At 61.8% G+C, this 24326-nt stretch carries 24 protein-coding genes; 13 read left to right on the plus strand and 11 right to left on the minus strand.

What is annotated here, in order from left to right; translation table 11 throughout:
• From K5K89_RS27450 to K5K89_RS27460, 3 genes are all read right to left on the minus strand, one after another.
• The gene (locus K5K89_RS27450; protein ID WP_058426547.1) at positions 1-795 is read right to left on the minus strand and encodes a thiazole synthase; all 795 of its coding nucleotides are present in this window, start codon (positions 793-795) and stop codon (positions 1-3) included.
• Positions 796-847: 52 nt separating this feature from the next.
• On the minus strand, positions 848-1048 hold the full coding sequence (gene thiS, locus K5K89_RS27455; protein ID WP_058426546.1) for a sulfur carrier protein ThiS: 201 nt from the start codon (positions 1046-1048) through the stop codon (positions 848-850).
• A gap of 71 nt (positions 1049-1119) precedes the next feature.
• Positions 1120-1497, minus strand: a complete 378-nt coding sequence (locus K5K89_RS27460) for a DUF423 domain-containing protein (protein WP_016976028.1) — start codon at positions 1495-1497, stop codon at positions 1120-1122.
• A gap of 74 nt (positions 1498-1571) precedes the next feature.
• Between K5K89_RS27460 and mtgA the strand changes: the two genes are divergently transcribed.
• Positions 1572-2294 carry a monofunctional biosynthetic peptidoglycan transglycosylase gene (gene mtgA / locus K5K89_RS27465; RefSeq protein WP_071490379.1) on the plus strand — a complete coding sequence of 241 codons (723 nt, stop codon included), beginning with the start codon at positions 1572-1574 and terminating at the stop codon, positions 2292-2294.
• A gap of 107 nt (positions 2295-2401) precedes the next feature.
• On the opposite strand, the gene rpoH is transcribed toward mtgA, so the two are convergent.
• The 4 genes from rpoH to ftsY all read right to left on the minus strand — a co-directional run bounded on the left by rpoH (position 2402) and on the right by ftsY (position 6416).
• Complete coding sequence (gene rpoH / locus K5K89_RS27470; RefSeq protein ID WP_222540590.1) at positions 2402-3256, minus strand: RNA polymerase sigma factor RpoH; 855 nt, start codon at positions 3254-3256, stop codon at positions 2402-2404.
• A 129-nt stretch (positions 3257-3385) separates the two neighbouring features.
• Complete coding sequence (gene ftsX / locus K5K89_RS27475; RefSeq protein WP_016976026.1) at positions 3386-4411, minus strand: permease-like cell division protein FtsX; 1026 nt, start codon at positions 4409-4411, stop codon at positions 3386-3388.
• Positions 4408-5079, minus strand: coding sequence for a cell division ATP-binding protein FtsE (gene ftsE, locus K5K89_RS27480; RefSeq protein ID WP_003234627.1), 672 nt, complete (start codon positions 5077-5079; stop codon positions 4408-4410). Before ftsE ends, ftsX begins: the two co-directional genes overlap by 4 nt.
• Positions 5076-6416, minus strand: coding sequence for a signal recognition particle-docking protein FtsY (ftsY, locus tag K5K89_RS27485; protein ID WP_071490380.1), 1341 nt, complete (start codon positions 6414-6416; stop codon positions 5076-5078). Before ftsY ends, ftsE begins: the two co-directional genes overlap by 4 nt.
• 231 nt (positions 6417-6647) lie before the next feature.
• Here ftsY and K5K89_RS27490 point away from each other — a divergent pair, with 231 nt between their 5' ends.
• The 4 genes from K5K89_RS27490 (at position 6648) to K5K89_RS27505 (ending at position 11293) form a co-directional block, all read left to right on the plus strand.
• Entirely contained in the window at positions 6648-8003 is a 1356-nt protein-coding gene (locus tag K5K89_RS27490; protein WP_222540591.1) for a M16 family metallopeptidase, read from the plus strand.
• The gene (locus K5K89_RS27495) at positions 7996-9486 is read left to right on the plus strand and encodes a M16 family metallopeptidase (protein WP_222540592.1); all 1491 of its coding nucleotides are present in this window, start codon (positions 7996-7998) and stop codon (positions 9484-9486) included. Before K5K89_RS27490 ends, K5K89_RS27495 begins: the two co-directional genes overlap by 8 nt.
• Positions 9486-10094 (plus strand): 16S rRNA (guanine(966)-N(2))-methyltransferase RsmD, encoded by a 609-nt coding sequence (gene rsmD, locus K5K89_RS27500; protein ID WP_222540593.1) that lies wholly within the window; start codon positions 9486-9488, stop codon positions 10092-10094. Before K5K89_RS27495 ends, rsmD begins: the two co-directional genes overlap by 1 nt.
• A 206-nt stretch (positions 10095-10300) precedes the next feature.
• Entirely contained in the window at positions 10301-11293 is a 993-nt protein-coding gene (locus tag K5K89_RS27505) for a hydrolase (protein WP_093527236.1), read from the plus strand.
• Here the strand turns inward: K5K89_RS27505 and K5K89_RS27510 are convergent.
• Both K5K89_RS27510 and K5K89_RS27515 read right to left on the minus strand, forming a co-directional pair.
• Positions 11280-12134, minus strand: a complete 855-nt coding sequence (locus K5K89_RS27510) for a sulfurtransferase (protein WP_222540594.1) — start codon at positions 12132-12134, stop codon at positions 11280-11282. The two genes, K5K89_RS27505 and K5K89_RS27510, sit on opposite strands and share 14 nt — an antisense overlap.
• Before the next feature lie 33 nt (positions 12135-12167).
• A complete protein-coding gene (locus K5K89_RS27515) occupies positions 12168-12839 on the minus strand; it encodes a TetR/AcrR family transcriptional regulator (protein WP_016976019.1) in 672 nt (223 codons plus the stop codon).
• Between the two features lie 146 nt (positions 12840-12985).
• On the opposite strand from K5K89_RS27515, the gene K5K89_RS27520 reads away from it, so the two are divergent.
• The 5 genes from K5K89_RS27520 (at position 12986) to K5K89_RS27540 (ending at position 17565) form a co-directional block, all read left to right on the plus strand.
• The gene (locus tag K5K89_RS27520; protein ID WP_071490387.1) at positions 12986-14413 is read left to right on the plus strand and encodes a coniferyl aldehyde dehydrogenase; all 1428 of its coding nucleotides are present in this window, start codon (positions 12986-12988) and stop codon (positions 14411-14413) included.
• Between the two features lie 28 nt (positions 14414-14441).
• Complete coding sequence (locus K5K89_RS27525) at positions 14442-14987, plus strand: twin-arginine translocation pathway signal protein (protein WP_071490388.1); 546 nt, start codon at positions 14442-14444, stop codon at positions 14985-14987.
• 36 nt (positions 14988-15023) lie between these two features.
• Positions 15024-16619, plus strand: a complete 1596-nt coding sequence (locus K5K89_RS27530) for a GMC family oxidoreductase (RefSeq protein WP_222540595.1) — start codon at positions 15024-15026, stop codon at positions 16617-16619.
• Between the two features lie 114 nt (positions 16620-16733).
• Positions 16734-17213 carry a pantetheine-phosphate adenylyltransferase gene (gene coaD, locus K5K89_RS27535; RefSeq protein WP_003176711.1) on the plus strand — a complete coding sequence of 160 codons (480 nt, stop codon included), beginning with the start codon at positions 16734-16736 and terminating at the stop codon, positions 17211-17213.
• A 100-nt stretch (positions 17214-17313) separates the two neighbouring features.
• The gene (locus tag K5K89_RS27540; RefSeq protein WP_003176712.1) at positions 17314-17565 is read left to right on the plus strand and encodes a YfhL family 4Fe-4S dicluster ferredoxin; all 252 of its coding nucleotides are present in this window, start codon (positions 17314-17316) and stop codon (positions 17563-17565) included.
• 122 nt (positions 17566-17687) lie between these two features.
• Here the strand turns inward: K5K89_RS27540 and mutM are convergent, their stop codons facing one another.
• Entirely contained in the window at positions 17688-18500 is an 813-nt protein-coding gene (gene mutM, locus K5K89_RS27545) for a bifunctional DNA-formamidopyrimidine glycosylase/DNA-(apurinic or apyrimidinic site) lyase (protein ID WP_071490390.1), read from the minus strand.
• Positions 18501-18521: 21 nt separating this feature from the next.
• Positions 18522-19334: an HDOD domain-containing protein gene (locus K5K89_RS27550; RefSeq protein WP_222541760.1), complete on the minus strand. Its 813-nt coding sequence runs from the start codon at positions 19332-19334 to the stop codon at positions 18522-18524.
• A 277-nt stretch (positions 19335-19611) separates the two neighbouring features.
• Here K5K89_RS27550 and K5K89_RS27555 point away from each other — a divergent pair, with 277 nt between their 5' ends.
• The 3 genes from K5K89_RS27555 (at position 19612) to ilvD (ending at position 24305) form a co-directional block, all read left to right on the plus strand.
• The gene (locus K5K89_RS27555; protein ID WP_005792302.1) at positions 19612-20808 is read left to right on the plus strand and encodes a class I SAM-dependent rRNA methyltransferase; all 1197 of its coding nucleotides are present in this window, start codon (positions 19612-19614) and stop codon (positions 20806-20808) included.
• A 249-nt stretch (positions 20809-21057) separates the two neighbouring features.
• Positions 21058-22218, plus strand: coding sequence for an MFS transporter (locus K5K89_RS27560; RefSeq protein ID WP_222540596.1), 1161 nt, complete (start codon positions 21058-21060; stop codon positions 22216-22218).
• A 245-nt stretch (positions 22219-22463) separates the two neighbouring features.
• On the plus strand, positions 22464-24305 hold the full coding sequence (gene ilvD / locus K5K89_RS27565) for a dihydroxy-acid dehydratase (RefSeq protein ID WP_024077932.1): 1842 nt from the start codon (positions 22464-22466) through the stop codon (positions 24303-24305).
• Positions 24306-24326 lie beyond the last annotated feature (21 nt).

Below are 24326 nucleotides of genomic sequence, written 5' to 3' on the forward strand. Positions count from 1 at the left end.
TTACTTGATCAGACCATCCAGCGGCGAGGAGGCGCTGGCGTAGAGTTTTTTCGGCATGCGGCCGGCGAGGTAGGCCAGGCGGCCCGCGACGATGGCGTGGTTCATGGCTTCGGCCATCAGGATCGGTTGCTGGGCGTGAGCGATGGCCGAGTTCATCAGCACCGCGTCACAGCCCAGTTCCATGGCGATGGTTGCGTCGGAGGCCGTGCCCACGCCTGCATCCACCAACACCGGGATCTTGGCTTCTTCGAGGATGATCTGCAGGTTGTACGGATTGCAGATGCCCAAGCCGGAACCGATCAGGCCGGCCAGTGGCATCACCGCGATGCAGCCGATTTCCGCCAGTTGGCGCGCAATGATCGGGTCATCGCTGGTGTAGACCATCACGTCGAAACCTTCCTTGACCAGGGTTTCGGCGGCCTTGAGGGTTTCGATCACGTTGGGGAACAGGGTTTTCTGGTCGGCCAGCACTTCCAGCTTCACCAGGTTGTGGCCGTCGAGCAGCTCACGGGCCAGGCGGCAGGTGCGCACGGCCTCGATGGCATCGTAGCAACCGGCGGTGTTCGGCAGGAAGGTGTAGCGGTCCGGCGACAGCACTTCAAGCAGGTTCGGCTCGCCTTCGATCTGGCCGAGGTTGGTGCGGCGCACGGCGAAGGTGACGATCTCGGCGCCCGAGGCTTCGATGGCCAGGCGGGTTTCTTCCATGTCGCGGTACTTGCCGGTGCCGACCAGCAGGCGGGACTGGTAGGTACGCCCGGCCAGGACGAAAGGCTTGTCGCTACGAACGATGCTCATGGGAAATCCTCGGAATGGGGTGAGGTTCTGCAGAATTCAGGAAACTGCGCGATCAGCCGCCGCCGATGGCGTGGACCACTTCGACCTGGTCGCCTTCGGCGAGTGCGGTCTCGGCGTGCAGGCTACGCGGGACGATATCCAGGTTGAGTTCCACTGCGACGCGCCGCCCGGTCAGGTCCAGTCGGGTCAGCAGGGCCGCAACGGTTTCACCGTCGGGCAGTTCAAAGGATTCGCCGTTCAACTGAATGCGCATGCCACGGGCCGCCATCGTTTTTAGGGGTCGGCATTCTAGCCCGATTGAGGTTGCCGGCCCAAGTCCCTTGGTCAGGCTGCCTGCAAGCGCCACGCCGCCAGGCCCAGGAAGAACCAGCCAAGCAGGAAGGCCAGGCCGCCAAACGGCGTGATGATCCCAAGCTTGCTGATGCCGGTCAGGGTCAGCACATACAGGCTGCCGGAGAACAGCAGGATGCCAACGGTAAACGAGATGCCCGCCCAGCTGACCAACCGGCCAGGGATATGCGCCGCCAGCAGCGCCACGCCGAACAGCGCCAGGGTGTGCACCAGTTGGTAGGTCACGCCAGTGTGGAAAATTGCGAGGTACTCGGCGCTCAGGCGGTTTTTCAGGCCGTGGGCGGCGAAGGCCCCAAGGGCGACACCGGTGAAGCCGAAAAAGGCAGCCAACATCAGAAAGCCACGCAGCATGAGGAACTCCAGTCAGACTCAAAGGGCCGGGTCTGTATAATGGCCCGCTCAACGGGTTCGGCCAAGCCATCTCTATGCTGCGTCTCCTCTTCAAACGCTTTCTCAACGTCGTCAAATGGTTTGCCATCGGCAGTGTGCTGCTGGTGCTGCTGTTTCGTGTCGTCCCGCCGCCCTTCACCGCGCTGATGGTGGAGCGCAAGGTCGAATCCTGGTTCGACGGCGAACCCATTGACCTGCAGCGCACCTGGGTACCGTGGGACGAGATCTCCGATGACCTCAAAGTGGCGGTGATGGCCGGTGAAGACCAGCGCTTCCCGCAGCATTGGGGCTTTGATTTCGGTGCGATCCAGGCGGCGATCCTGCACAACGAGCGCGGCGGCTCGATTCGCGGTGCCAGTACGTTGAGCCAGCAGGTGTCGAAGAACCTGTTCCTGTGGGCCGGCCGCAGCTATTTGCGCAAAGGCCTGGAAGCCTGGTTTACCGGGTTGATCGAGGTGTTGTGGCCCAAGCAGCGAATTCTTGAGGTGTACCTCAATAGCGTGGAGTGGGACGAAGGCGTGTTTGGCGCGGAAGCGGCGGCGCGGCATCACTTTGGGGTGAGTGCCAAGGGGTTATCGCGGCAGCAGGCCAGCTATCTGGCGGCTGTTTTGCCCAATCCACGGGTGTGGAGTGCCAGCCATCCGACGGCGTATGTGGCAAGGCGCGCGGCTTGGATTCGTCAGCAGATGAGTCAGTTGGGTGGAGACGGTTACCTGGTCGAACTGAACAACTCCCGCAAGGCGCCCTGGTCCGACTGACACAACAAAAACAAATGTGGGAGGGGGCTTGCCCCCGATAGCGATGGACCAGTCACCTTGATGTTGACTGACACTCTGCTATCGGGGGCAAGCCCCCTCCCATATTTTTAGGCTGCGATGGACAGTTTCAGCTTGTTCATCGCGCTTTTCTCAAGCTGACGAATCCGCTCGGCCGACACGTTGTACTTCTGCGCCAGGTCGTGCAGCGTGGCTTTTTCTTCTGCCAGCCAGCGCTGGTAGAGGATGTCACGGCTGCGGTCGTCCAGCACTTCCAGTGCTGCGTGCAGGTTGTGGTTGGAGTTGTCGCTCCAATCCGCATCCTCCAGCTGACGCGCCGGGTCGTAACGGTGGTCTTCCAGGTAGTTGGCCGGCGATTGGAAGGCACTGTCGTCGTCCGCTTCAGCAGCGGGGTCGAAGGCCATGTCGTGGCCGGTCAGGCGGCTTTCCATCTCGCGCACTTCACGCGGTTCCACACCAAGGCTTTCGGCCACGCGGTGGACTTCCTCGTTGTTCAGCCACGCCAGGCGTTTTTTCTGGCTGCGCAGGTTGAAGAACAGTTTGCGCTGGGCCTTGGTGGTCGCGACTTTCACGATGCGCCAGTTGCGCAGGATGAACTCGTGGATTTCCGCCTTGATCCAGTGCACGGCAAACGATACCAGGCGCACACCCATCTCGGGGTTGAAGCGCTTTACAGCCTTCATCAGGCCGACGTTGCCTTCCTGGATCAGGTCAGCCTGAGCCAGGCCGTAGCCGCTATAGCTACGGGCGATATGTACGACAAAACGCAGGTGGGCGAGCACCATCTGCCGAGCCGCCCCCAAATCCTGCTCATAGTAGAGACTCTCGGCCAGTTCACGCTCCTGCTCGGGCGTCAGCAGCGGAATGCTGTTGACCGTGTGCACATAGGCTTCCAGGTTCGCACCCGGGACCAAGGCATAAGCAGGTTGCAAAGAAGTGGTCATACGAAAAAACCTCCGACTCACATAACTCGTGCAGTGAAGCACTGCGAAAATTGACCGGGAACCGTAGGACAAGTTCCCTAAACCACCAATACGGTCAATACAAACGAAACCACATTAATCTGACATTAACTACTTCGGTGCCAGCTCACGTAAATGACGAGCGACCGCAATCCAAGCACCGATATACCCCAACAATACCGCGCCAAGCAAGAGACTCAGACCATCGGCTACCGGCACGCCAGCCAGGGCGAAATCACTGCCGTAGAGTCCGGCAAGCCCGACAACCGCGTCGTTCAGCCAGTCCAGGCCAAAAGCCAGCACGCCCCAGGACAAAATCCCGGCACCAAAGCCATAAAGCGCGCCCATGTACAGAAAAGGCCGACGCACATAGCTGTCCGTGCCGCCGACCAGTTTAATCACTTCTATCTCGGTGCGACGGTTTTCAATATGAAGACGAATGGTATTACCTATCACCAAAAGTAATGCAGACACCAACAGCACTGTCAGACCGAACACAAAGCGGTCGCCCAGCTTGAGGATCGCGGCCAGGCGCTCTACCCAGACTAGATCAAGTTGCGCCTGTTGCACCTTGGGCATCTCTGCGAGTTTTTGTCGCAGGGCTTCCAGCGCCGGCTTGTCCACCTCGTTCGGCGTCACCAGGACCACGCCCGGCAGCGGGTTCTGTGGCAGCTCCTTGAGCGCCTCGCCCAGGCCGGATTGTTGCTGGAACTCTTCCAGTGCCTGATCGCGACTGATGTACTCGGCATCCGCCACGCCGGGGATGTTCTTGATGTCGTCGCGTAACGCTTCGCCATCTTTGGCACTGGCGTCGATATTCAGGTACAGCGAAATCTGCGCTGCGCGCTGCCAGGAACCGCCCAGGCGCTCCACATTATTAAGCAGGAGCGACAGGCCCATCGGCAGGCTCAGGGCCACTGCCATCACCAGGCAGGTGAAAAAGCTGCCGATCGGCTGCTTGCCCAGGCGGCGCAGGCTGTCGACCAGGCTGGCGCGATGGCTTTCGATCCAGGCGCGCAGCAAGGTGCTGAAGTCCGGACCATCGTCATCGTGGTCGTGTTTTTTCTTCGGCGGTTGCGGGTCGGCCGGTTTCGGCGCCACGCGTTCGGAGACTTTAGGGCTGCGTGTTGCACTCATACGCCGGCCTCCCCGTCACCGATCAGGCGGCCACGTTGCAGAGTGAGCATGCGATGACGCATGCGCGCGATCAGTGCCAGGTCGTGACTGGCGATCAGCACGCTGGTGCCCAGGCGGTTGATGTCTTCGAATACGCCCATGATCTCGGCCGCCAGGCGCGGGTCGAGGTTGCCGGTGGGTTCGTCCGCCAGCAGCAGGGCCGGGCGGTGGACGATAGCGCGGGCGATACCGACGCGCTGTTGCTGGCCGGTGGACAGGTCGCCAGGGTAGAGATCGGTCTTGTCCGACAGCGCCACGCGCTCCAGGGCCGAGTCCACGCGCTTGACGATCTCGGCCTTGGACAGCCCGAGGATCTGCAACGGCAGCGCCACGTTGTTGAACACGGTGCGATCGAACAGCAACTGGTGATTCTGGAACACCACGCCGATCTGGCGGCGCAGGAACGGAATCTGCGCATTACTGATGGTGGCCAGGTCCTGGCCCGCCAACAGCAACTTACCGGTGGTCGGACGCTCCATGGCCAGCAGCAGGCGCAACAACGTACTTTTGCCTGCGCCGGAGTGACCGGTTACAAATAGAAACTCGCCGCGACGCACTCGAAAGCTCAGCTCATGCAAGCCGACATGCCCGTTCGCATAGCGTTTACCGACCTGTTCGAATCGAATCATGAACGCTCCCGCTCGGCAAACAGTGCCTGTACAAAGGGTTCGGCTTCAAAGGTGCGCAGGTCGTCGATGCCTTCACCGACGCCGATATAACGAATCGGCAACCCGAACTGCTTGGCCAGGGCGAAGATCACGCCGCCCTTGGCCGTGCCGTCGAGCTTAGTCAATGCCAGGCCGGTCAGTTGTACCGTCTGGTTGAATTGCTTGGCCTGGCTGATGGCGTTCTGGCCGGTGCCAGCGTCCAGTACCAGCAGAACCTCGTGCGGCGCGTCTGCGTCGAGCTTGCCGATCACACGGCGAACCTTTTTCAGCTCTTCCATCAAATTGTCTTTGGTGTGCAGGCGACCGGCGGTATCGGCGATCAGCACGTCGATGTTACGGGCCTTGGCGGCTTGCACGGCATCGAAGATCACCGAGGCGGAATCGGCGCCGGTGTGCTGGGCGATGACCGGGATCTTGTTGCGCTCGCCCCACACCTGCAGTTGTTCAACCGCGGCGGCACGGAAGGTATCGCCGGCTGCCAGCATGACTTTCTTGCCTTCGGACTGCAGCTTCTTGGCCAGCTTGCCGATAGTGGTGGTCTTGCCGGCGCCGTTGACGCCCACCACCAGGATCACGAAAGGTTTTTTCGGGGTGATCACCAGCGGCGCTTCCACCGGCTTGAGCATCGCGGCCAGCTCGGCCTGCAGGGATTTGTACAACGCGTCGGCGTCGGTCAGCTGTTTGCGCGCGACCTTCTGGGTGAGGCTCTGGATGATCACGGCAGTGGCTTCGACGCCCACGTCGGCGGTGAGCAGGCGGGTTTCGATGTCTTCCAGCAGTTCGTCATCGATGACCTTCTTGCCCAGGAACAGGCTGGCCATGCCTTCGCCAATGCTGGCGCTGGTCTTGCTCAGGCCTTGCTTGAGACGGGCGAAGAAGCCGGTCTTGCTGGTTTCGACAGGTGCGACGACGGGCTCCGGCTCGACAACAGCAGGCACTGCCACCTCGGCCACAGCCGGAATCGGCGGGGCGATGTGCTCAGCCTGCACATCTTCGACCAGCGCCACGGGCTCTTCAGCCACCGGCAGTTCCAGCCACGGTTTGTGCTCGGGTTCCGGCTCGGGTTCCGGGACAGCCTCGACGACCGGCTGCAACACCGGCTCGGCCATCGGCAATACCACCGGCGCCGGGGTTTCGGCAACCGGTTCGGCTTCTACTGTTGGCTCAGGGATAGGTTCAGGTTGAACCGGCGGGTGTTCGTCGACGGTTTCCTGCGGTTTTTTGCGCAGCCATCCGAACAGGCCTTTCTTCTCGCCAGCCGCGGCTGGGGTCTTCTTGTCGTCGTTGGAACCAAACATGGAGACGGCTATCTCAAGGTAGCGACGCGCCAAGGGGCGCGCCGGTAAATAAAATTCGATGCGTAACAGACTGTTTTTTAGCCAGCTCGTTCATGCGCAACATTTTGAAGGCCAAAATAGGGCCTCAACAAGACGGCCGCAGTGGCCGTCCCTCAGTCGGATCAGTATCCTAGCACCTCCTCGCCCGCCGACGCTAAGACCAAGCGGGCAGCCCAACAGGTTTAAAAACGAATGAATGCTCTAGCCCGCCACGCCGCAGGCCTGCTGTTCAGCACAGTTTGTCTGCCTCTTTCAGCCTTGGCTGCCGACCCACAACCCACCCATGAATTCACCCTGGACAACGGCCTCAAGGTGGTCGTGCGCGAAGATCATCGCGCCCCGGTGGTGGTTTCCCAGGTCTGGTACAAGGTCGGTTCGAGCTACGAAACCCCGGGCCAGACCGGTTTGTCCCACGCCCTGGAACACATGATGTTCAAGGGCAGCGCCAAGGTCGGCCCCGGCGAAGCCTCGCTGATCCTGCGCGACCTGGGCGCCGAAGAGAACGCCTTCACCAGCGATGACTACACCGCTTATTACCAGGTGCTGGCCCGCGACCGCCTGGGCGTCGCCTTCGAGCTGGAAGCCGACCGCATGGCCAGCCTGCGCCTGCCGGCCGACGAGTTCAGCCGCGAGATCGAGGTGATCAAGGAAGAGCGCCGCCTGCGCACCGACGACAACCCGATGTCCAAGGCCTACGAGCGCTTCAAGGCCATGGCATTCCCGGCCAGCGGCTACCACACGCCGACCATCGGCTGGATGGCCGACCTGGACCGCATGAAAGTCGAAGAGCTGCGCCACTGGTACCAATCCTGGTACGTGCCGAACAATGCCACATTGGTGGTGGTCGGCGACGTCACCCCGGACGAAGTGAAGAACCTGGCCCAGCGCTACTTCGGCCCGATCCCCAAGCGTGACGTGCCACCGGCCAAGATCCCGATGGAACTGGCCGAGCCCGGCGAGCGCCTGCTGACGCTGCATGTGAAAACCCAACTACCGAGCGTAATGCTGGGCTTCAACGTGCCAGGCCTGGCCACCGCCGAAGACAAGCGTTCGGTGCAGGCCCTGCGCCTGATCTCGGCCTTGCTGGACGGCGGCTACAGCGCCCGCATCTCCGAACAGTTGGAGCGTGGTGAAGAGCTGGTTTCCGCTGCGTCCACCAACTACGACGCCTACACCCGTGGCGATACCCTGTTCATGCTGAGCGCCACGCCGAATCAGCAGAAGAAGAAAACCGTCGCCCAGGCAGAAGCCGGCCTGTGGCGCCTGCTGGAAGAGTTGAAGGCCAAGCCGCCGACCGCCGAAGAACTGGAACGCATCCGCGCCCAGGTCATTGCCGGCCTGGTCTACCAGCGTGACTCCATCACCAGCCAGGCCACGGCCATCGGCTCCCTGGAGACCGTCGGCCTGTCCTGGAAACTGATGGACACGGAGCTCGCCGACCTGCAAAGCGTGACCCCGGAAGATATCCAGAAAGCCGCGCGCACCTACTTCACCCGCGAACGTCTGAGCGTCGCCCATGTTTTGCCTGAGGAGACCGCTCATGAGTGATCGCAAAAGCAGCCGCCTGATCTTCCCCGGCCTGATCGTCGTCACCCTGATTGCGGCGAGCGCCGTGTATTTCCTGCGTCCGAGCGAGTCCGTCGCCAGCCAGGCACTGGAAAAAGCCCAATCGAGCAGCAAGCTGCAATCCCTGGCGGAACTGGACGACAAGGCGCCGACCAACCGCAAGCTCGACGTACAGACCTGGACCACCGCCGAAGGCACCAAGGTGCTGTTCGTCGAAGCCCATGAACTGCCGATGTTTGACATGCGCATCCTGTTCGCCGCCGGCAGCAGCCAGGACGGCAACGTACCCGGCCTGGCGCTGATGACCAACGCCATGCTCAACGAAGGCGTACCGGGCAAGGATGTGAGCCAGATCGCCCGTGATTTCGAAGGTCTGGGCGCGGACTTTGGCAATGGTGCATACCGCGACATGGCGCTGGTGTCCCTGCGCAGCCTCAGCGACAGTAGCAAACGCGACGCCGCCCTGAGCCTATTTGACCAGGTGATCGGCAAACCGACCTTCCCGGCCGACTCCCTGGCCCGGATCAAGAACCAGATCCTCGCCGGCTTCGAGTACCAGAAGCAGAACCCCGGCAAGCTGGCCAGCCTTGAACTGTTCAAGCACCTGTACGGCGACCACCCTTACGCGCACCCGAGCGAAGGCACGCCCGAGAGCGTGCCAAAGATCACCATCGCGCAGTTGCAGGCGTTCCACGCCAAGGCTTACGCAACAGGCAACGCGGTGATTGCGGTAGTGGGCGATCTGACCCGCGCCGAAGCCGAAGCCATGACGGCCAAGGTTTCTGCATCGCTGCCCAAGGGCCCGGCGCTGCCAAAAATTGCTCAGCCGACCGAACCCAAACCGGGCCTGACTCGTATCGAGTTCCCGTCCAAACAGACGCACTTGCTGTTCGCGCAACTGGGCATCGACCGTGCCGACCCGGACTACGCAGCCTTGTCCCTGGGTAACCAGATCCTCGGCGGTGGCGGTTTCGGCACTCGCTTGATGAGCGAAGTGCGTGAAAAACGTGGTTTGACCTACGGCGTGTACTCCGGTTTCTCACCGATGCAGGTGCGTGGCCCGTTCATGATCAATCTGCAGACCCGCGCCGAAATGAGCGGCGGCACCCTGCGCCTGGTCGAGGACGTGGTGGCCGACTACCTCAAGACCGGCCCGACGCAAAAAGAACTGGATGACGCCAAGCGCGAGCTGGCCGGCAGTTTCCCGCTGTCGACCGCCAGCAACGCCGATATCGTCGGGCAGTTGGGCGCGATGGGTTTCTACAACCTGCCGCTGACCTATCTGGCAGATTTCATGAAACAATCCCAGGCCCTGACCGTAGAGCAGGTCAAGGCTGCAATGAATAAACACTTGAGCGCCGACAAGATGGTCATCGTGACCGCCGGCCCGACGATTGCGCAAAAGCCACTACCGCCCCCCACTGATAAACCCGCCGAGCAGCCGCTCGGGGTTCCGGAGCATTAATGGCCAGTTCATCTCGCCCGAAAAAACCTGTCCACAACGTGCATAACGGTGTGGGCCAGCTGCGCATCATTGGCGGCGAATGGCGCAGCCGCAAGCTGAGCTTCCCCGACGTCGTAGGCCTGCGCCCGACGCCTGACCGCGTGCGTGAAACCCTGTTCAACTGGCTGGCTCCATACATTGCAGGCGCCAAAGTATTGGACCCGTTCGCTGGCAGTGGCGCGCTGTTCCTGGAGGCGCTGTCCCGTGGCGCCGCCCTGGGCCAGGCGCTGGACGCCAGCAATGTGGCGGTGTCCAGCCTCAAGGAACACCTGGGCACCCTGCGCTGCACCACCGGCCAGGTGCAAACCGCCGACGCCCTGCGCTACCTGGAAACCCAGCCGGCCAGCGAGTTCGACGTGGTGTTCCTCGACCCGCCGTTCAACCAGAACTTGCTGCCAGCCGTGTGCGCATTGCTGGAAGATCGCCAATGGCTGGCAGCGGATTCGTGGATCTACACTGAAAGCGAGACCGCCCCTTCTACCCTGGGCTTGCCGGCCACCTGGCGCCTACACCGGGAACAGAAGTCCGGACGGGTGTATTACGCGTTGTGGCAACGCAGCGCCGCCTGACCTCTGTTTGTGGCGAGCGGGCTTTCTGTAGTGAGCGGGCTTGTTGTGGCGAGCGGGCTTGCCCCGCGTTGGGCTGCGCAGCAGCCCCACCAAGAACACCGCGATTGCTCAGTTAGAACATCATTACTGGTTTTGGGGCCGCTTCGCAGCCCAACGCGGGGCAAGCCCGCTCGCCACAGTTAAATGCATCCGCAGCAGAGCGTGTCATGACCCCTTCTTCCGACCTGTTCACCCCCGCCTTCGGCCTCGGCAACCCCCACCTGCAAACACTGTGGGGGCCGCTGTGGCGCCCTACCACCCACATCGAACGCCAACGCGAACGCCTGTGGCTGGAAGACGGCGACTTCCTCGACCTCGATTGGCATGGCCCCCATGACGCGCAAGCACCGTTGGTGCTGGTACTGCATGGGTTGACCGGTTCCTCCAATTCGCCCTACGTGGCCGGTCTGCAAAAAGCCCTGGCTGCGCAAGGCTGGGCCAGCGCGGCGCTGAATTGGCGTGGCTGCTCGGGCGAACCAAACCTGTTGGCGCGCAGCTATCACTCCGGCGCCAGCGAAGACCTGGCCGCGGCGATTGCCCATCTGCGCGCCAAGCGACCGCTGGCGCCGCTGTATGCGGTGGGTTATTCACTGGGCGGCAATGTGCTGCTCAAGCATTTGGGCGAAACCGGCGAAGCATCAGGGCTGCAAGGCGCGGCGGCGGTATCGGTGCCGTTTCGCCTGGACCAGTGCGCGGATCGCATCGGCCTGGGATTCTCGCGGGTTTATCAGAAGCATTTCATGCGGGAAATGCTGGCCTATATCCGCGTCAAGCAACGGCGCTTTCTAGAGGATGGTCGTGCGGAGGGGTTGAAGACGCTTGAGGCCCTGGGCTCATTGGACAAGATGCGCACGTTCTGGGACTTCGACGGCCGGGTCACCGCGCCGCTGCACGGTTTCCTGAACGCCGAGGACTATTACCGCCGCGCCTCCAGTCGCTATTATCTGGGCGATATCCGCACGCCGACCCTGATCATCCAGGCCGCCGATGACCCGTTTGTGTTTGCCCACAGCCTGCCCGAGGCCAGTGAGCTGTCGGACTGCACCGAATTCGAATTGCTGGCCAAGGGCGGGCATGTCGGTTTTGTCGATGGAACACTGAAGCGCCCCGGTTATTACCTGGAGCGCCGTATTCCGGCCTGGTTGCTCAGTCGCCGGTAGCGATGGCCCGTGCCGGATCGGTGATCCACTCGCTCCACGACCCTGCATACAACTTGCCCAACGGGTAACCGGCCAGGCTCAGGGCAAACAGATTGTGGCACGCCGTCACCCCTGAACCGCAGTACGCCACCAGTTGATCCGGCGAGCGACCTTGCAGTTGGGCGGCGAAGCGTTGCTTGAGCTGGTCTGCCGGCAGGAAGCGGCCATCAGCACCCAGGTTTTCGTTGAACGCCGCGCACTGCGCCCCAGGGATGTGCCCGGCCACCGGGTCGATCGGCTCGACTTCACCGCGAAAGCGCGGCTGTGCACGGGCGTCGAGCAAGGTCAGGCCGGGTTGGCCCAGGCGTTTTTGCATTTGCTCGGCATCCAGCACCAGGCGATTATCTGGCGCACCAACGAAGGCACCCGGCTCAACCACCGGCGCGTCCAGGCTCAGCGGGAAACCCGCCGCATGCCAGGCTTTGAGGCCACCATCCAGAATAAACACGCCATCGCGCTTGCCCAGCCACGCCAACAACCACCAGGCCCGTGCGGCATAGGCACCGGGGCCGTCGTCATACAGCACGATATCGGTGTCGGCGTTGATCCCCCAGGCACGCAATTGCTCGGCGAAGGTATCTGCGGCCGGCAACGGATGGCGACCGGTCACGCCCTTGATCACTGGCCCACTGAGGTGGCGTTCCAGGTCAGCGTACTGCGCGCCCTCGATATGCCCTTCGGCATAGCTGCAGAGCCCGTAGTCAGGGTCTTCCAGGGCAAAACGGCAATCGAGGATCACCAACCCGCCGGCCTTCTGGCGCTCGGCCAATTGCTGGGGGCTGATCAGTTGGGCAAGCGGCATGACGGACTCCTATGAACAGATTCGGGAAAGGTCCTACTTCACTTCTTCCAATGCCTGATTCAACGGCACGTAAAATTCTTTGAACAACGCATCCACGGCCTCCTTCGCCTGGGGCGTGACAAACCCCGCCTCCAGCACCAGCACCTGATACACCCCGCGCTTGATCGCCTCGGCGCTCAGGTGGGCGGAGTTTTCATTGGTGGTGCACAGAAAGCGCACCCAGGAGGTGAGGATGATCCAGGCATTGAGGGTCAAGGCTTCGGTTTGCACCGGGTCCATATTGAGGATGCCAGCGTCGACAAACCCTTGGTAAATGGCGCCGCCCTGGGTCAGGCAGCGCTGGGAAAAGCGCCGGTAGCCGGTGGCCAGTTCCGGGTCGCTTTCCAGCAGATGTTCGAGGTCGCGATGCAGGAAACGGTAGCGCCACATACCGGCCAGCACGGCCTGCAGGTAGAAGCGCTTGTCTTCGACGGTGACGGCGCGGCCTTGGGGTGGGCGCAGGAAACTGTCCACCAGGGCTTCGTATTCACGAAACAGCACGGCGATGATCGCCTGCTTGTTGGGGAAGTGGTAGTACAGGTTGCCCGGCGAAATTTCCATGTGGGCGGCAATGTGGTTGGTGCTCACACTGCGCTCGCCCTGCTGGTTAAAAAGCTCCAGGCTGGTTTGCACAATGCGCTCGCTGGTCTTTACTCGTGGTGCCATAGGGGATCAGCTTCTGTACACGTGATAAGGCATCTTACGGCCTATCCTTGCACGGATAAAACCGGATGTTGCTGCAATGTTATTTGACAATTTAGAGTAATGACTCTAAAAATCCAGGCAGACCTATAACAATCGGGAACGCCGCCATGTCTGCCAACGTTGCCTACCTGCAAGATTCCCAGGCACTGGACTCACTCCAGCGCCTGTTCGACACCCAGCGTCGTGCCTACGCCGCCAACCCGATGCCATCGGCCGCGCAGCGCCAGCAATGGCTCAAGGCTCTGCGCGACCTGCTCAGCGACGAGCGCCAGGCACTGATCAACGCGATCAGCCAGGACTTCAGCCACCGCAGTGCCGACGAAACCCTGTTTGCCGAACTGATGCCCAGCCTGCATGGCATTCACTATGCCAGCAAACACCTCAAGGGTTGGATGAAACCATCCCGGCGCGCTGTAGGCATTGCCTTCCAACCGGCCTCGGCCAAAGTCATCTATCAACCGTTGGGCGTAGTTGGCGTGATCGTGCCCTGGAATTACCCGCTGTACCTAGCCATTGGTCCGCTGGTCGGCGCGTTGGCGGCGGGCAACCGGGTGATGCTCAAGCTCAGTGAGTCCACCCCCGCCACTGGCGAGTTGCTCAAGGTGCTGCTGACGAAAATCTTCCCCGAAGACCTGGTGTGCGTAGTGCTGGGCGAAGCCGAGGTGGGCATGGCGTTTTCCAAGCTGCCCTTCGACCACCTGCTGTTCACCGGCGCCACCAGCATCGGCAAGCATGTGATGCGTGCGGCGGCCGAACACCTCACACCGGTCACCCTGGAGCTGGGCGGCAAGTCGCCGGCCATCGTGTCTGCGGATGTACCACTCAAGGACGCCGCCGAACGCATCGCCTTCGGCAAGGCGTTGAACGCCGGCCAAACCTGTGTCGCGCCCGACTATGTATTGGTGCCGGAAGACCGCGTCGACGGCTTCGTCGAGGCCTACACCCAGGCCGTTCGCGGATTTTATCCGACCCTGGCCGACAACCCGGACTACACCGCCATCATCAACGAACGACAGCTGGCCCGGCTGAATGCCTACGTCAAGGACGCCACCGACAAGGGCGCCACCCTGATCCCGCTGTATGACCAGGGCCAGGCGCGGCGCATGGCCCACAGCCTGTTGCTGAATGTCAGCGATGACATGACCGTGATGCAGGACGAGATCTTCGGCCCGGTGCTGCCGATCGTGCCGTATCGCGGTATCGACCAGGCCTTTGCCTACATCAACCAACGCCCTCGTCCACTGGCCCTGTACTACTTCGGTTACAACAAGCGCGAGCAGGACCGCGTGCTCCACGAAACCCATTCCGGCGGCGTGTGCCTGAACGACACGCTGCTGCATGTGGCCCAGGACGACATGCCCTTTGGCGGCATCGGCCCGTCGGGTATGGGCCACTATCACGGGCATGAAGGCTTCCTGACGTTCAGCAAAGCCAAGGGGGTGCTGGTGAAACAGCGCCTTAACGCGGCGAAGCTGATCTACCCGCCCTACGGCAAAGCCATCCAGACGTTGATCCAGAAGCTGTTCGTTCGCTGAAACCGCCACCCACGGGATAACAATAACAATGAACCCTAGCCTGACTGATTCACCCGCGCTGTCGCGGCGCGGTGTCTTGAAGATTGGCCTGTGCGCCAGCGCCTTCCTGGCTACCGCCGGGTTGGGCGCCAGCCTCAGCGGTTGCTCCAGCAGCACGCCGGCCAGCGGTTTTGCCATGCTGCGCAGCAGTGACTTGCCGTTCCTGCGCGCGGTCATCCCGGTGCTGCTCGAAGGCGTGGCCAGCGCCCAGGAAGTTGCCAGCGGGATTGAAGACACCCTCAAGAAGCTCGACTTCAGCCTGCAACACCTGTCGCCGGAGATGTTCAAGCTTACCCAGCAACTGTTCGACGTATTGGGCATGGGCGTCACCCGTGGACCGTTGACCGGAATCTGGGGCAGTTGGGAAAACGCCAGCGGCGAGCAGATCCGCAACTTCCTGCACCGTTGGGAAAACAGCTACCTGAACCTGCTGCGCATGGGCCAGGGCTCGCTGCTCAAGCTGGTGATCATGGCCTGGTATTTCCAGCCGGCGTCCTGGGCGCATTGCGGTTACCCCGGCCCGCCGAAGATTTGATTCGCCGCCCTCCCATAAAAACAAGAGACGACCCTGATGCCCGTACCCGACCTGTTCCGCGACGGCATGGCCCGTGGCTGGAAAACCCACAATGGCGCCACCCTCGATAACGACCTGACCCTGGAAGCCGATGTGGTGATCATCGGCAGCGGTGCCGGCGGCGGCACCACTGCCGAAATCCTCAGTGCCGCCGGCTACAAGGTGCTGCTGATCGAAGAAGGCCCGCTCAAGACCAGCAGCGACTTCAAGCTACTGGAGGACGAGGCCTACACCAGCCTGTACCAGGAGGGCATCGGTCGCATGAGCAAGGACGGCGCTATCACCATCCTGCAGGGCCGAGCCGTGGGCGGCACTACGCTGATCAACTGGACGTCCAGCTTCCGCACCCCGGACGCCACCCTCGCTCACTGGGCCAGCGAGTACGCCGTAAAGGGCCACAGCAGCGCCGAAATGGCGCCCTGGTTCGAAAAAATGGAACAACGCCTGGGCATCGCGCCCTGGGCCCTGCCCCCCAACCCCAACAACGATGTGATCCGCAAAGGCTGCGAAAAGCTCGGTTACAGCTGGCATGTGATCCCGCGCAATGTGCGCGGCTGCTTCAACCTGGGCTATTGCGGGATGGGCTGCCCGGTCAACGCCAAGCAATCGATGCTGGTGACCACCATCCCGTCCACCCTGGAAAAAGGCGGCGAGCTGTTGTACCTGGCCCGCGCCGAGCGCCTCAAATACAGCGGCGACACCATCAGTAGCCTGGAATGTATGGCAATGGACGAGCGTTGCGTGGCGCCTACCGGACGCAAGATCACTGTGAAGGCCAAACATTACGTGCTCTCGGGCGGCGGCATCAACAGCCCCGCGCTGCTGATGCGCTCGGACGCGCCCGACCCGCACTCGCGGCTGGGTAAACGCACGTTCCTGCACTTGGTGAACTTCTCCGCCGGGCTGTTCGACGAGGTGATCAACCCGTTCTACGGCGCGCCGCAGTCGATCTATTCCGACCATTTCCAGTGGCAGGACGGCACCACGGGGAAAATGTCGTACAAGCTGGAGGCGCCGCCCTTGCACCCGGCGCTGGCCAGCACCCTGCTCGGCGGTTACGGCACCCAAAACGCCCTGGACATGAGCCAATTGCCCAACACCCACGCGATGCTGGCGCTGCTGCGCGACGGCTTCCACCCCGACAGCCCGGGCGGCAGCGTGGAGCTACGTGGCGATGGCACGCCGGTGCTCGACTACCAGGTGTCGGACTACGCCTGGAATGGCTTGCGTCGTGCCTTCCACAGCATGGCCGAGATCCAGTTCGCGGCGGGCGCCAAGTCGGTCAAGCCGCTGCATCACGATGCCCGCTACGTAAAAACCCTGGGCGAAGCGCGCACGCTGATTGAAGGCCTCAATCTGGAACTGCATCGCACCTGCCTGGGCAGCGCCCATGTGATGGGCGGTTGCGCCATGGGCGAAGACCCGAAAAATGCAGTGGCCGACAGCCTGGGTCGCCATCATCAGTTGCGCAACCTGTCGATCCACGATGGCTCTCTATTCCCCACCAGCATTGGGGCCAACCCACAATTATCGGTGTACGGTTTGACCGCCCAACTGGCGACAGCCTTGGCCGAACGTCTGAAAACAGCGTGAAAAAACACGGTATTCGCCGTGTCTATAGTGCTTTCTTCTGCATAAGTTGACTTTCCCGACCGGGACGGCTGCGATACCATCCGGTTCCCCAACGGACTCCGCCAGGACGACGCGATGAACCGAGTGTTGTACCCAGGTACCTTCGACCCGATTACCAAAGGCCATGGCGATCTGGTCGAACGTGCCTCACGCTTGTTCGACCATGTGATCATCGCGGTCGCGGCCAGCCCCAAGAAAAACCCGCTGTTTCCCCTGGAACAGCGCGTGGAGTTGGCGCGTGAGGTCACCAAACACCTGCCCAATGTGGAAGTCGTGGGCTTTTCCACACTGTTGGCGCATTTCGCCAAAGAGCAGAACGCCAATGTGTTCCTGCGCGGCCTGCGTGCGGTGTCGGACTTCGAGTACGAGTTCCAGTTGGCCAACATGAACCGCCAACTGGCGCCGGACGTGGAAAGCCTGTTCCTCACACCGTCGGAACGCTATTCGTTCATTTCCTCGACGTTGGTCCGTGAAATTGCCGCTTTGGGCGGAGATATCACCAAGTTCGTGCACCCGGCCGTGGCGGATGCACTGACCCTGCGCTTCAAGAAATAAGCCCCCAATCGGCGCCTGCTCGCACTGCGGGCGCCAATGCGGCACAATTGCGCGCATTAGTTTTCAGATGCCTTGGCGGACGGCCCTGGCAGGAGTTTCCATGTCCCTGATCATCACCGACGATTGCATCAACTGCGACGTCTGCGAACCCGAGTGCCCGAACGCCGCAATTTCCCAGGGCGAAGAGATCTACGTGATCGACCCCAACCTGTGCACCCAGTGCGTCGGCCACTACGACGAGCCTCAGTGCCAGCAAGTGTGCCCGGTGGATTGCATCCCGCTGGATGAAGCCCATCCAGAGACGCAAGAGCAACTGATGGAGAAGTACCGCAAGATTACCGGTAAGGCCTGACCCACCTTTAGCGCCTGTCATGACCTCATCGGGGGCAAGCCCCCTCCCACATTTGGATTGCGAACACTTTCACTGTGGGAGGGGGCTTGCCCCCGATGGCAATATCAGCAATCACCCATCAATCAGCTCTGGCACTTAGGGCAAAACACACTCGCGCGCTGTCCCAGCACCACATTGCGCAATTCGCTGCCGCAGACCTTGCACGCCTCGCCGCCCCGGCCATAGACGAACAGTTCCTGCTGGAAATACCCCGGCTGCCCGTCGCCGCCGATAAAGTCGCGCAACGTGGTGCCGCCACGCTCGATGGCCGCCGCCAGCACGCGCTTGATCTCGATCGCCAGCTTCAAATAACGCGCTCGCGAAATACCACCCGCCTCACGACGCGGATCGATCCCCGCCGCAAACAGCGCTTCCGTCGCGTAGATATTGCCCACACCCACCACCACCGCGTTGTCCATGATGAACGGCTTCACCGCCATCGACCGCCCACGGGACAGCTGGAACAGACGCTCGCCGTCAAACAGGTCGGTCAGCGGCTCCGGCCCCAGTCGGATCAGCAGTTCATGGTTGTGCGGGTCCTGGCTCCAGAGCATCGCGCCAAAACGCCGAGGATCGGTGTAGCGCAGGGCCAGGCCGGATTCGAGCTCGATATCCACATGTTCATGCTTGGCCGCCGGCATGCCAGCCTCTACCAGACGCAGGTTGCCCGACATGCCGAGGTGGCTGATCAAGGTGCCCACTTCGGCATTGATCAACAGGTACTTGGCCCGCCGCTCCACCAGCACGATGCGCTGCCCGGACAGGCGCACATCGAGGTCTTCCGGGATCGGCCAGCGCAGGCGCCGTTCACGCACCACCACGCGGCTGACCCGCTGGCCTTCCAGGTGGGGCGCAATCCCGCGCCGGGTGGTTTCGACTTCTGGTAACTCGGGCATAGGTGCCTCTTTAAGGAAGGATCAGTGGGCGCCCAGTTCGCGGATCGACAATTTCATACTCTCGAAGTCGTAGTCCGACAGCCCCACGTAGTCCAGCACCAGGTGGCCGATGGCATTCCATTCATGGTCCACCGTCTGGCTGCCCAGTACACGGTAGGACGAGCAGATATGCTCGGCCATTTTCAGGATCGCCAGCAGGTTCTTGAGCTGCGGAGTGCGCGACGACTCATCGCTGAAGATCGCCAAGGCGTTGTGGTGGTTGGCGATGGCGTCGGTCACATGCTGCGGCAGGCGCCAGGATTTGGCGGTGTAGTAGCCGACCACCGCATGGTTGGTGTTGAACGCGTTGTTCTCGGTGTCGACCACGCGGCAATCGGGGCCGGCATTGGCATACGCCTGCTCCAGCACCGCCATGTAGTTGGGGAAGCGCTTGAGCATCAGCGGCACGCCACAGTCATGGAACAGGCCCAGGGCATAGGCCTCGTCCACCGCCTGGGCGCCGGTGCGCTTGGCCAGGGTGAGGCAGGTCATGGCCACATCCTGGGCGGTGTCCCAGAAGCGGTTGAGGATGACGATGGTGTCGTCGCTCATCTCGCCCTTGATCGACAACGCGTTGATCAGATTGATGATCGAACGGCTGCCCAACAGGTTCACTGCGCGCTGGATCGACGCGATCTTGTTGCTCAGGCCGTAATAAGACGAGTTGACGATCTTCAGCAGTGCGCCCGACAGGCCCGGGTCCTGGGAGATCAGCCGCGCGATCACTTCCAGGTCCGGATCGGGCATGTATTGCTCCATCTGCAAATCCACCATGATTTGCGGCTGGGGCGGCACGCTGATGCCCTGCAGGGCCTGTTGGATCTGTTCGGCGGAAAGCTCTTGGGACATAAGTACATACTCTGGGCTAGACGGGGATTCTAACCTCTAAGCAAACCTGACCGACACCCAAATGCCCGATTGAAACCGGACTAAATGTGGGAGTGGGCTTGCTGCCGATGGCATCACCGCCGTACGTCAGATACACCGCGCCGCCTGCATCGCGGGCAAGCCCATGCCCACATGAACCGCGCCGCAACAGGTATACTCCCGCTCTTTTTTCCGGAGCGACGTCATGTCCCTGCCAAGCCTGCGTCTCAAAGCCAACGCCGATCGTCGTTTGCGCAACGGCCACCTGTGGGTCTACAGCAACGAAATCGACGTGGCCGCCACCCCACTCCACGGCTTCCAGGCGGGTGACCAGGCCATCCTCGAAGCCGCCGGCGGCAAGACCCTGGGCATCGTGGCCATGAGCCCGAACAACCTGATCTGCGCCCGCCTGCTGTCTCGCGACATCAAGTTGCCGCTGGACAAGTCGCTGCTGGTGCACCGCCTCAACGTCGCCCTGTCCCTGCGCGACCGCCTGTTCGACAAGCCGTTCTACCGCCTGGTCTACGGCGACTCCGACCTGCTGCCAGGCCTGGTCGTCGACCGTTTCGGCGACATCCTGGTGGTGCAGATCGCCTCGGCGACCATGGAAGCCCATAAAGAAGACGTGATCGCTGCCTTGACACAGGTGCTCAAGCCAAGCGGCATCCTGTTCAAGAACGACTCCGCCGCGCGCGATGCCGAAGGCCTTAACCGCTACGTCGAAACCGTGTTCGGCCTGGTGCCGGAGTGGGTGGCGCTGGAAGAAAACGGCGTGAAATTCGAAGCCCCGGTAATCCAGGGCCAGAAAACCGGCTGGTTCTACGACCACCGCATGAACCGCGCTCGCCTGGCCCCGTATGCCAAGGGCAAGCGCGTACTCGACCTGTACAGCTACATCGGTGGCTGGGGCGTGCAGGCTGCGGCCTTCGGCGCCAGTGAAGTGTTCTGCGTCGACGCCTCCGCCTTCGCCCTCGACGGCGTGGAGCGCAACGCCGCGCTGAACGGCTTTGCCGAGAAGATGACCTGCATCGAAGGCGACGTGTTTGAAGCCTTGAAAGAACTGAAAGCCAGCGAAGAACGCTTCGATGTGATCGTCGCCGACCCACCGGCCTTCATCAAACGCAAAAAAGACATGAAGAACGGCGAAGGCGCCTACCGCCGCCTCAACGAGCAAGCCATGCGCCTGCTCAGCAAGGACGGCATCCTGGTCAGCGCGTCGTGCTCCATGCACCTGCCGGAAGACGACCTGCAAAACATCCTGCTGACCAGCGCCCGCCACCTGGACCGCAATATCCAGATGCTCGAACGCGGCGGCCAGGGCCCGGACCATCCGGTGCATCCGGCGATTGTCGAGACGCGCTATATCAAGAGCATTACGTGCCGGTTGTTGCCGAATAGCTAAAGCCAAGCACAGATAAAAATGTGGGAGGGGGCTTGCCCCCGATAGCCGTGTGTCAGCCAGCTAATATGGGGCTGACACTACGCAATCGGGGGCAAGCCCCCTCCCACATTTGTTTTGTGGTTGCCGTAAACGCTTTTCCTACCCAAGCAAGCCACGTCAATTCAGGAAGTTTCTCTCAACGCTTTTGATTGAATTCCACTTTTCGCAGACTAGTATTCGTTTCTGGTTTTATTCCGGAAAACAAAAACAATGTCTGGGCCCTACCTCTCCCGCTTCATCCTCATTACCTGCATTTCATTGATCAGCTTCTTTCCGATCAATATTCTCCTGCCCTCATTCCCTGCCCTGGCGGCCCGATTCGACACGCCAAGCGCAGAGGTTGCGCTGTCCATCAGCCTGTTCACCCTGGTCTTTTCCATCTCCCAACTGATCGCCGGCCCACTGTCGGACAAATGGGGCCGCAAGGAAGTCCTGCTGGGCTGCATCACGTTGTCGATCCTGGGTGCGATCGGTTGCGCGATGGCAACGGACTACCTGACCTTCCTGCTGTTTCGCTCTGTCCAGGCCCTGGGCTGCGGCTTTTTTGTATTAGGCCACGCACTGGTGGAAGACCTGTTCGAGGAGCAGGACCGCGCTCGAGTGCGCCTTTACTACATGACCCTGAGCGGTTCATTCGTCGCGCTGTCGCCGTTGATCGGCTCCTGGCTGCAAACCACCTTCGACTGGCAAGGCAGCTTTTATGGGTTCGCCGTGATGGCACTGGGCATGTTGATCCATGCCCTCTGCATCCTGCCGTCCAAGTCCGCCAGCCCGCGCCGCACGCCGGTGTCGATCATCGGCACGCTGAAAGCCGTCGCCCGCAATCGCGACTTCCTGCGCTACTGGTGGATCGCCGCATTGGTATTCGCGTGTTATTTCGCCTTGATCAGCGTGACACCGCTGATTTTCATGGATGCGCTGAAGCTCTCCGAATACCAGTACGCGCTGGTGCTGATGGTGTACGGCGTGGCCTATCTGCTGGGCGGCGTTGCAGCCTCGTACCTGCAAAAGCGCATTGTGCTGTCCCGGCAAATCAATATCGGCCTGGGGCTGCTACTCGTCGCTGGCGTGCTGTTGACGCTGATCGTCAGCCTGGACGCCATCACCACTGTGACGTTGCTCATCCCGATGTTAATCAGCGCCCTGGCCGTGACGCTGGTTCGCCCGGCGGCGATTTCTGAGGCGATGCTGCTGTTCTCAAGCAGCGCGGGCACTGCTGCCTCGGCGGGGAACAGCATCATGTTCCTGACCGCCGCCATCAGCAGTGCCGCCCTGGCGCAGACCGGATCCAACCTATTGATGAGCATCGCCCTGAGCTTCATCGTCTTCAGCCTGTGGGGCTGGCTGACCAATGCCAGAACCGGACGCTGACCCGCCCGCACGTCCCGTAGCCGCTATCTTCACGGTTTCGGTCATTCCCTCCCGCCGCCAGCGGTGTAGAATCGGCCTATTCATCGCCAGTCATCCCCCGGCGGGTTTATGAGCTCGAGGCCCAAGCAAGCGGCGATCCCGCGACGCGAGTGGCAACTTCCGGACACACGGCCATTTTTCGGGTGTTCCAGACGTCAATAGAAGCTCACTCCCTTTTGATACCGATTAGCCGCCCGGAGTGCTCCATGCCAGATTACCGCTCGAAAACATCCACCCACGGCCGCAACATGGCCGGCGCGCGCGCACTGTGGCGTGCCACGGGGATGAAAGATGACGACTTCAAGAAGCCGATCATCGCGATTGCCAACTCGTTCACCCAGTTCGTACCGGGTCACGTGCACCTCAAGGACCTGGGCCAGCTGGTCGCCCGCGAGATCGAACGCGCTGGCGGCGTGGCCAAGGAATTCAACACCATCGCCGTGGACGACGGCATCGCCATGGGCCATGACGGCATGTTGTACTCGCTGCCGAGCCGCGAGATCATCGCCGATTCCGTCGAGTACATGGTCAACGCCCACTGCGCCGACGCCATCGTCTGCATCTCGAACTGCGACAAGATCACCCCTGGCATGCTGATGGCCGCCCTGCGCCTGAATGTGCCGGTGATCTTCGTCTCCGGCGGCCCGATGGAAGCCGGCAAGACCAAGCTGGCCTCCCACGGCCTCGACCTGGTCGACGCCATGGTCATCGCCGCCGATTCCAGCGCTTCTGACGAGAAGGTCGCGGAATACGAGCGCAGCGCCTGCCCGACCTGCGGTTCGTGCTCCGGCATGTTCACCGCCAACTCGATGAACTGCCTGGTGGAAGCCCTGGGCCTGGCCTTGCCGGGCAACGGCTCGACGCTGGCCACCCACAGCGACCGCGAGCAACTGTTCCTGCAGGCCGGCCGCACCATCGTCGAGCTGTGCAAGCGTTACTACGGCGAGAACGATGAGTCGGTATTGCCGCGCAATATCGCCAACTTCAAGGCGTTCGAAAACGCCATGACCCTGGACATCGCCATGGGCGGTTCCACCAACACCATCCTGCACTTGCTGGCCGCGGCCCAGGAAGCCGAGATCGATTTCGACCTGCGCGACATCGACCGCCTGTCCCGCCACGTGCCGCAACTGTGCAAGGTCGCGCCGAACATCCAGAAGTACCACATGGAAGACGTGCACCGCGCCGGCGGGATCTTCTCCATCCTGGGCTCCCTGGCCCGTGGCGGCCTGCTGCACACCGACCTGCCGACCGTACACAGCAAGTCCCTCGCCGAAGGCATCGCCAAGTGGGACATCACCCTGACGGACGACGAAGCCGTGCACACCTTCTTCAAGGCTGGCCCGGCCGGTATCCCGACGCAAACCGCGTTCAGCCAGTCGACCCGTTGGGACACCCTCGACGACGACCGTGAAAACGGCTGCATCCGCAGTGTCGAGCACGCCTACTCGAAAGAAGGCGGCCTGGCCGTGTTGTACGGCAACATCGCCCTGGATGGCTGCGTGGTGAAAACCGCCGGTGTGGATGAGTCGATCCATGTGTTCGAAGGCAACGCGAAGATCTTCGAAAGCCAGGACAGCGCCGTGCGCGGCATCCTCGCCGACGAAGTGAAGGAAGGCGACATCGTGATCATCCGCTACGAAGGCCCGAAAGGCGGCCCGGGCATGCAGGAAATGCTGTACCCGACGTCCTACCTGAAGTCCAAGGGCCTGGGTAAAGCGTGCGCCTTGCTGACCGACGGCCGCTTCTCCGGCGGTACTTCGGGCCTGTCCATCGGCCACGCTTCGCCGGAAGCCGCTGCCGGTGGCGCAATTGGCCTGGTGCAGGACGGCGACAAGGTGCTGATCGACATTCCGAACCGCTCGATCAACCTGTTGATCAGCGACGAAGAACTGGCGGCACGCCGGGTCGAGCAGGACAAGAAAGGCTGGAAACCGGTGGAGAAGCGTCCGCGCAAAGTCACCACCGCATTGAAAGCCTATGCCCTGCTGGCCACCAGTGCCGACAAGGGCGCGGTGCGTAACAAGGCGATGCTCGACGGCCTGTAAGCCTCGCCCATGAAAATGCCC

The sequence above is a fragment of the Pseudomonas sp. DR208 genome (assembly GCF_019823005.1).
Classification (GTDB): Bacteria; Pseudomonadota; Gammaproteobacteria; order Pseudomonadales; family Pseudomonadaceae; genus Aquipseudomonas; species Aquipseudomonas extremorientalis.

What these genes read in the sequence shown, in the direction of transcription:
- K5K89_RS27560 (WP_222540596.1), top strand. Translation starts at nt 21,058, where the DNA reads ATGTCTGGGCCCTACCTCTCCCGCTTCATCCTCATTACCTGCATTTCA.
- ftsE (WP_003234627.1), bottom strand. Translation starts at nt 5,079, where the DNA reads ATGATTCGATTCGAACAGGTCGGTAAACGCTATGCGAACGGGCATGTC.
- K5K89_RS27510 (WP_222540594.1), bottom strand. Translation starts at nt 12,134, where the DNA reads ATGCCGCTTGCCCAACTGATCAGCCCCCAGCAATTGGCCGAGCGCCAG.
- K5K89_RS27525 (WP_071490388.1), top strand. Translation starts at nt 14,442, where the DNA reads ATGAACCCTAGCCTGACTGATTCACCCGCGCTGTCGCGGCGCGGTGTC.
- K5K89_RS27520 (WP_071490387.1), top strand. Translation starts at nt 12,986, where the DNA reads ATGTCTGCCAACGTTGCCTACCTGCAAGATTCCCAGGCACTGGACTCA.
- ilvD (WP_024077932.1), top strand. Translation starts at nt 22,464, where the DNA reads ATGCCAGATTACCGCTCGAAAACATCCACCCACGGCCGCAACATGGCC.
- K5K89_RS27460 (WP_016976028.1), bottom strand. Translation starts at nt 1,497, where the DNA reads ATGCTGCGTGGCTTTCTGATGTTGGCTGCCTTTTTCGGCTTCACCGGT.
- K5K89_RS27490 (WP_222540591.1), top strand. Translation starts at nt 6,648, where the DNA reads ATGAATGCTCTAGCCCGCCACGCCGCAGGCCTGCTGTTCAGCACAGTT.
- rsmD (WP_222540593.1), top strand. Translation starts at nt 9,486, where the DNA reads ATGGCCAGTTCATCTCGCCCGAAAAAACCTGTCCACAACGTGCATAAC.
- K5K89_RS27450 (WP_058426547.1), bottom strand. Translation starts at nt 795, where the DNA reads ATGAGCATCGTTCGTAGCGACAAGCCTTTCGTCCTGGCCGGGCGTACC.
- mutM (WP_071490390.1), bottom strand. Translation starts at nt 18,500, where the DNA reads ATGCCCGAGTTACCAGAAGTCGAAACCACCCGGCGCGGGATTGCGCCC.
- K5K89_RS27515 (WP_016976019.1), bottom strand. Translation starts at nt 12,839, where the DNA reads ATGGCACCACGAGTAAAGACCAGCGAGCGCATTGTGCAAACCAGCCTG.
- thiS (WP_058426546.1), bottom strand. Translation starts at nt 1,048, where the DNA reads ATGCGCATTCAGTTGAACGGCGAATCCTTTGAACTGCCCGACGGTGAA.
- coaD (WP_003176711.1), top strand. Translation starts at nt 16,734, where the DNA reads ATGAACCGAGTGTTGTACCCAGGTACCTTCGACCCGATTACCAAAGGC.
- rpoH (WP_222540590.1), bottom strand. Translation starts at nt 3,256, where the DNA reads ATGACCACTTCTTTGCAACCTGCTTATGCCTTGGTCCCGGGTGCGAAC.
- ftsY (WP_071490380.1), bottom strand. Translation starts at nt 6,416, where the DNA reads ATGTTTGGTTCCAACGACGACAAGAAGACCCCAGCCGCGGCTGGCGAG.
- K5K89_RS27495 (WP_222540592.1), top strand. Translation starts at nt 7,996, where the DNA reads ATGAGTGATCGCAAAAGCAGCCGCCTGATCTTCCCCGGCCTGATCGTC.
- ftsX (WP_016976026.1), bottom strand. Translation starts at nt 4,411, where the DNA reads ATGAGTGCAACACGCAGCCCTAAAGTCTCCGAACGCGTGGCGCCGAAA.
- K5K89_RS27505 (WP_093527236.1), top strand. Translation starts at nt 10,301, where the DNA reads ATGACCCCTTCTTCCGACCTGTTCACCCCCGCCTTCGGCCTCGGCAAC.
- mtgA (WP_071490379.1), top strand. Translation starts at nt 1,572, where the DNA reads ATGCTGCGTCTCCTCTTCAAACGCTTTCTCAACGTCGTCAAATGGTTT.
- K5K89_RS27530 (WP_222540595.1), top strand. Translation starts at nt 15,024, where the DNA reads ATGCCCGTACCCGACCTGTTCCGCGACGGCATGGCCCGTGGCTGGAAA.
- K5K89_RS27555 (WP_005792302.1), top strand. Translation starts at nt 19,612, where the DNA reads ATGTCCCTGCCAAGCCTGCGTCTCAAAGCCAACGCCGATCGTCGTTTG.
- K5K89_RS27540 (WP_003176712.1), top strand. Translation starts at nt 17,314, where the DNA reads ATGTCCCTGATCATCACCGACGATTGCATCAACTGCGACGTCTGCGAA.